This is a genomic window from Phenylobacterium sp., assembly GCF_036723115.1.
Lineage (GTDB): Bacteria > Pseudomonadota > Alphaproteobacteria > Caulobacterales > Caulobacteraceae > Phenylobacterium.
The window spans coordinates 1-5,018 of the sequence record NZ_DAIMHV010000179.1; the positions used below are offsets into that span (position 1 = coordinate 1).

Consider the following 5,018-nt stretch of genomic DNA (forward strand, 5'->3'; position numbering starts at 1 on the left):
GGGGCGGGGTCGCGCTCCGCCAGGGGCTTGAACGCCTCCAGCACCATCGCCTCTTCCCCGGGGTGGGTGCTGGCGGCCAGGACGACCGGCCGTCCGCCCCAGGCGTCTTTCAGCGCCGCCAGCTCGGCGGCGTCGCAGGGCAGGGGGGCGCCGATCGTCTTCAGGTTCAGCTGCGGGCCGGGTCGCGCGCCCAGGGCCGCCAGCCGTCCCGCCGTGGCCTCGTCCTGCGGCAGGATGAGGTCGAAGGCTGCCAACAGCCGCGCCGCCGCGGCCGGCGCCCGGGCCCAGCCACGCGCGCTCTTCTCCGTCATCCGGGCCGACGCCAGGGCCAGCCGTGTCCCCCGCGCCTGGGCCGCCAGGATCAGATTGGGCCAAAGCTCGCTCTCCACCAGCAGGGCCAGGTCCGGTCGCCAATGGTCCAGGAAGGCCGCGACGGCGCGCGGCCCGTCCACCGGGGCGTACTGGTGGAGGACGCCGAGGGGCAGGCGCCTGGCCAGCAGGTCGGCGGAGGTGCGCGTGCCGGAGGTGACCAGCAAGGCAAGGTCGGGGCGGGCGGCCCTCAGCGCCTCCACCAGGGGCAGGAGGGAGACGCTCTCGCCCACGCTCACCCCGTGCAGCCAGACCAGAGGACCGGGGGGGCGGGGTTGCGAGGCGCGCCCCAGGCGCTCGCCCAGGCGGGCGCCGTCCTCCTTGCCGCGCCGGGCCCTGCGGCGGAGTAGGGGGCCGGCCAGGGGTTCGGCGAGGCCGGCGGCCATGCGGTAGGCGGCGAGGGCGAGGCTCACGGACGTGTCCTCACACCACATCCGCAGGCGCGAGCCGGCAGTGGTCGGCCGCGCCGGTCTCCACCTGCAGGGTGACATGGCCGATCCCGAAGCGGGCCTGCAGCCCTTCGCAGGCCGCGTGCAGAAAGGCGTCGCCCTCCGGGTTGTCGGGCCGGGTCAGGTGGCAGGTGAGCGCGGTTTCTGTGGTGCTCATGGCCCAGATGTGCAGGTCGTGCACGCCTGTGACGCCGGGCAGGGCGGCCAGCCAGGCGCGAACGGCCTCCACGTCCATGCCCCGAGGCGCGGCGTCCAGGGCGAGATCGACGGAGTCCCGCAACAGACCCCAGGTGCCGATCAGGATCACCGCCACGATCATCAGGCTCAGCGCCGGGTCGAGCCAGTAGAGGCTGGTCAGCGCGATCAGTCCGGCCCCGATCACCACCGCCAGGGAGACGGCCGCATCGGCGGCCATGTGCAGAAAGGCGCCCCTGATGTTCAGGTCATCCTTGCGCCCGCCCATGAACATCAGGGCGGTGGCGGTGTTGATCACCACCCCGATGGCGGCCACCACCATGACCGGCCAGGCCGCCACCTCCGAGGGCTCCATCAGCCGGCGCACCGCCTCGGAGACGATGGCCCCCACGGCGACCAGCAGCAGGATGGCGTTGGCCAGGGAGGCCAGGATGGTGGCCTTGCGCAGGCCATAGGTCCGCCGTCCGGCGGGCCGGCGCTTGGCCAGGGTGGCCGCCCCCCAGGCCAGCAGCAGGCTGAGCACATCGGAGAGATTGTGGCCGGCGTCCGCCAGCAGGGCCAGGGAGCCGAACCAGAGCCCCGCAGCCACCTCGGCGGCCACGAAGCCCGTGTTCAACATCACCCCGACGGCGAAGGCCCGGCCGAAGTCCTTGGGCGCGTGGTGGTGATGACCGCCCAGGCCGTGGTCATGCCCGTGCCCGTGCCCGTGGTCATGGTGGTGGTCGTGGGAATGGGCGTGGTCGTGCGCCACCTCACGCCCCCGGATCGGCCCGGCCGGCCACCAGGGCCTCGGCGCGGCGGGTGGCGGCCGAGAGCCGCGCCGACCAGACTTCGCCCAGCTCGGCCAGAGCGGCTTCGTCGGCCTCGGCGGGCGCGCGCAGGGGACCATCCCAAACCACCACGCCCCGTCCGAAGGGGGCGGCGATCATCACCTGGTCCCAGGTCTTCAGCTGCGCGGCCGGCGCCGCGGCGATCCCCATGAGAAAGACCGGCGCGCCCGTCCGCCGGGCGATCTGCAGGGCGCCGGGGGCGATCACCTCATTGGGGCCGCGGGGACCATCGGGGGTGATTACAAGGGCGCCGCCCTGCTTCACCAGGGCCAGCGCCTCGCGAAAGCCGGCCACGGCGGCTCGGGCCTTGGCGGTGTCGCCCTTCTTGGCCGAGGACATGCGGATGGCGGGGAAGCCCGCATGGGCCAGGGCCTGGGCGATGAACTCCCCGTCCGCCGAGGGGGAGATGAGCGCCTTGGTGTCCTTGCGCCACCACTGGGGCGCCACCGACAGACAGAGCGGAATCCGCCCGTGCCAGAAGAGGGCCAGGGCCCCTTCCTCGCCCACCAGGGTGGGCTCCACGCAGTCGACATCCACGTGGCGCCAGCGCACTGTGCGCAGGACCAGCTTCAGATAGGCGCCCAGCGTCCAGCCCAGGACGGCCTGGACCCCCGGCCGGCGCAGCAGGCCCTTCATGGGGCGCTCTCCGTCTCCAGGTCCTGGTTGCGGGCCAGCCGCGCATAGAGGCCGCCGGCCTTGAGCAGGGCGGCATGGTCGCCGCATTCCACCACCTGGCCGCGGTCGATCACATAGATGCGGTCGGCCTTGCGCACCGTCGACAGGCGATGGGCGATGAGAAGGGTGGTGCGCCCGGCCATGAGGCGGCTGAGCGCCGCCTGGACCTGGGCCTCGCTCTCGGTGTCGAGCGCGCTGGTGGCTTCGTCCAGCAGCAGGATGGGGGCGTCCTTCAGGAAGGCGCGCGCGATGGCGATGCGCTGGCGTTGCCCGCCCGACAGTCGCGCGCCGGCCTCTCCGGCCAGGGTGCGGTAGCGTTCGGGCAGGGCCATGATGAAGTCGTGGGCCGCCGCCGCCTGGGCCGCGGCGTCGATCTCCTCGTCCGTGGCGTCGGGGCGGGCATAGGCGATATTGGCCCGGATGGTGTCGTCGAAGAGAAACGGCTCCTGGGTGACCAGGGCGATCTGGTCGCGCAGGGAGGCCAGGGTCGCCTGCCGCACATCGATCCCGTCCAGGGTCACCCGCCCGCCGGTCACGTCATAGAAGCGAGGGATCAGGTTCAGGATGGTGCTCTTGCCCCCGCCGGAGGGGCCCACCAGGGCGATGGTCTCGCCGGGCGCAGCCTGCAGGCTCACCTCGGTCAGGGCCGGCGCGCCCTCGCCATAGGCGAAGCTGACGGACTCGAACGCGATGGCGCCGCGGACGCGGGGCAGGACCTGGGCCTCTGGGGTGTCACGCACCTCCGGCTCCACATCCAGGGCGGCGAACAGGCGGCGCGCCCCGGCCATGCCTTCGGCGAAGACGGTCTGCAGATTGGCCAGCTGCCGCAGGGACTGGGACGCCACCCCGAGGGCCCCGATGAAGGCCACGAAGGCCCCCACATTCATGGCCCCGGTCCCGGCCCGCCAGCCGGCATAGGCCATGACGGCGGCCACGATCAGGGTCATCAGGGTTTCGGTGGCCGGCGCGGCGGTGGCCCGGGCGTTGGCGCCCTTGACCAGATGGGCCTGGCGCCTGGCCACCACCTGGGCCACGCGGGTCTCCTCGTAGGTCTCGCGGTTCTCGATCTTGACCACCCGCACCCCGTCCAGGCTCTCCATGATCGCCGTGGACAGCGCCGAGGTCTCGGCCATGGCCCCCTTGGCGGCCTTGGTGGTCTTCCTGGAGAAGCGCCGCATGATGCCGCTGGCCGCCGGCGCGGCCAGCAGGATGGCCAGGGTCAGGACCAGATCGTTGGAGATCATCACCAGCACCGCCCCGATCACCGTCAGGAAGTGCTGGGTGTAGTTCACCAGGCCCGAGGTCGCCGCCTCGCGGATCAGGTTGGCGTCATAGAGCACCGAGGCCACGTGGCCGCCGGAATGCTGGGCGCGCAGGCGGGCCAGATCGGCGCGCACCAGCTTGCCGAACAGCTGGACCTGCACATCTCCCACCACCCCGTTGCCGATGCGGTTGACCAGCGAGGCCTGGGTCACCTGGGCGATCCCGCGCAGCACCGCATAGCCGGCGATGGCCAGCGGGATGGACCAGATCGCGCCCGGCCGCTGGACCACCAGCAGGTCGTTGATCGCCGGCTCCAGGATCTGCACCAGCCGGGCGCTGCAATAGGCCACGATCACGGCGGCGACCAGGGCGAGGGCGAACCCCTTCCAGCGCGGCTTCAGATAGACCTGGGCGATCCGGCCCAGCAGGACGCGGGTGGGCGTCTCCGAAGCGGCGATGTCGGCCGGGGTGCTCATGGTCCTGGGGTCGTCCGTCAATGCGCCCAAGTCAAGGCCAGGCCCGCCCCCGCGGGTGTTCCCGGCCCCCTGAGACTTCCGTTTTGTCGGCTCAGACCCTAGTTAGGCCCAAAGTCACGGGAGCCCGTCTTGGCTGGATTCGACCTGAGCACCCCGGAAGGCCGCAAGCGCGCCCGGCGGGACTACATGTGGAACGACCACGCCTTTTTGCGCCTGCGCTTCCAGAACGCCCACTGGATCAGCGACGAACTGGTGCGCACCAACCAGCCCTCGCCCGAGCAGCTGGCCGGGTGGAAGGCGCGCGGGATCAAGACGGTCATCAACCTGCGCGGCGGGTTCGACGGCAGCTTCCACGTGCTGGAGAAGGAGGCCTGCGAACAGCTCGGCCTGACGCTGGTGGACTTCACCATCACCTCGCGCGAGGTGCCGAGCCGCGCCCGCGTCCTGGGCGCCCGCGATCTCTTCCAGACCATCGAATATCCGGCCCTGATGCACTGCAAGTCCGGCGCGGACCGGGCGGGCATCATGAGCGTCTTCTACATGCACTTCCGCAAGGGCAAGACGATCGCTGAGGCCATGGACCAGCTCCACCTGCGCTACCTGCACGTGAAGGCCGGCAAGACGGGGGTGCTGGACTACACCTTCGAACGCTACCTGGCCGAGGGCGAGCCTGCGGGCCTGTCCTTCATCGAATGGGTCGAAAGCCCCGCCTACGACCCCGACGCCATCAAGGCCGACTTCCGCGCCCAGTGGTGGGGCAA

Annotated in this window: 5 protein-coding genes; 1 reads left to right on the forward strand and 4 read right to left on the reverse strand. The window is 71.8% G+C overall.

Features of this window, described 5'->3' with window-relative positions; translation table 11 throughout:
* The 4 genes from V7D28_RS13785 to V7D28_RS13800 all read right to left on the reverse strand — a co-directional run.
* On the reverse strand, positions 1-755 hold a 755-nt coding region (locus tag V7D28_RS13785), incomplete at its 3' end, for a 3-deoxy-D-manno-octulosonic acid transferase (protein WP_442957945.1).
* A 37-nt stretch (positions 756-792) separates the two neighbouring features.
* Positions 793-1,764, reverse strand: coding sequence for a cation diffusion facilitator family transporter (locus V7D28_RS13790; RefSeq protein ID WP_333587960.1), 972 nt, complete (start codon positions 1,762-1,764; stop codon positions 793-795).
* 1 nt (position 1,765) lies between these two features.
* Positions 1,766-2,479 carry a lysophospholipid acyltransferase family protein gene (locus V7D28_RS13795; protein WP_333587961.1) on the reverse strand — a complete coding sequence of 238 codons (714 nt, stop codon included), beginning with the start codon at positions 2,477-2,479 and terminating at the stop codon, positions 1,766-1,768.
* Entirely contained in the window at positions 2,476-4,257 is a 1,782-nt protein-coding gene (locus tag V7D28_RS13800) for an ABC transporter ATP-binding protein (RefSeq protein WP_333587962.1), read from the reverse strand. Before V7D28_RS13800 ends, V7D28_RS13795 begins: the two co-directional genes overlap by 4 nt.
* A gap of 129 nt (positions 4,258-4,386) precedes the next feature.
* On the opposite strand from V7D28_RS13800, the gene V7D28_RS13805 reads away from it, so the two are divergent.
* On the forward strand, positions 4,387-5,018 hold a 632-nt coding region (locus V7D28_RS13805), incomplete at its 3' end, for a fused DSP-PTPase phosphatase/NAD kinase-like protein (protein WP_333587963.1).

Coding starts and splice junctions, on each gene's coding strand:
- V7D28_RS13795 (WP_333587961.1), bottom strand. CDS start 2,479: ATGAAGGGCCTGCTGCGCCGGCCGGGGGTCCAGGCCGTCCTGGGCTGG.
- V7D28_RS13800 (WP_333587962.1), bottom strand. CDS start 4,257: ATGAGCACCCCGGCCGACATCGCCGCTTCGGAGACGCCCACCCGCGTC.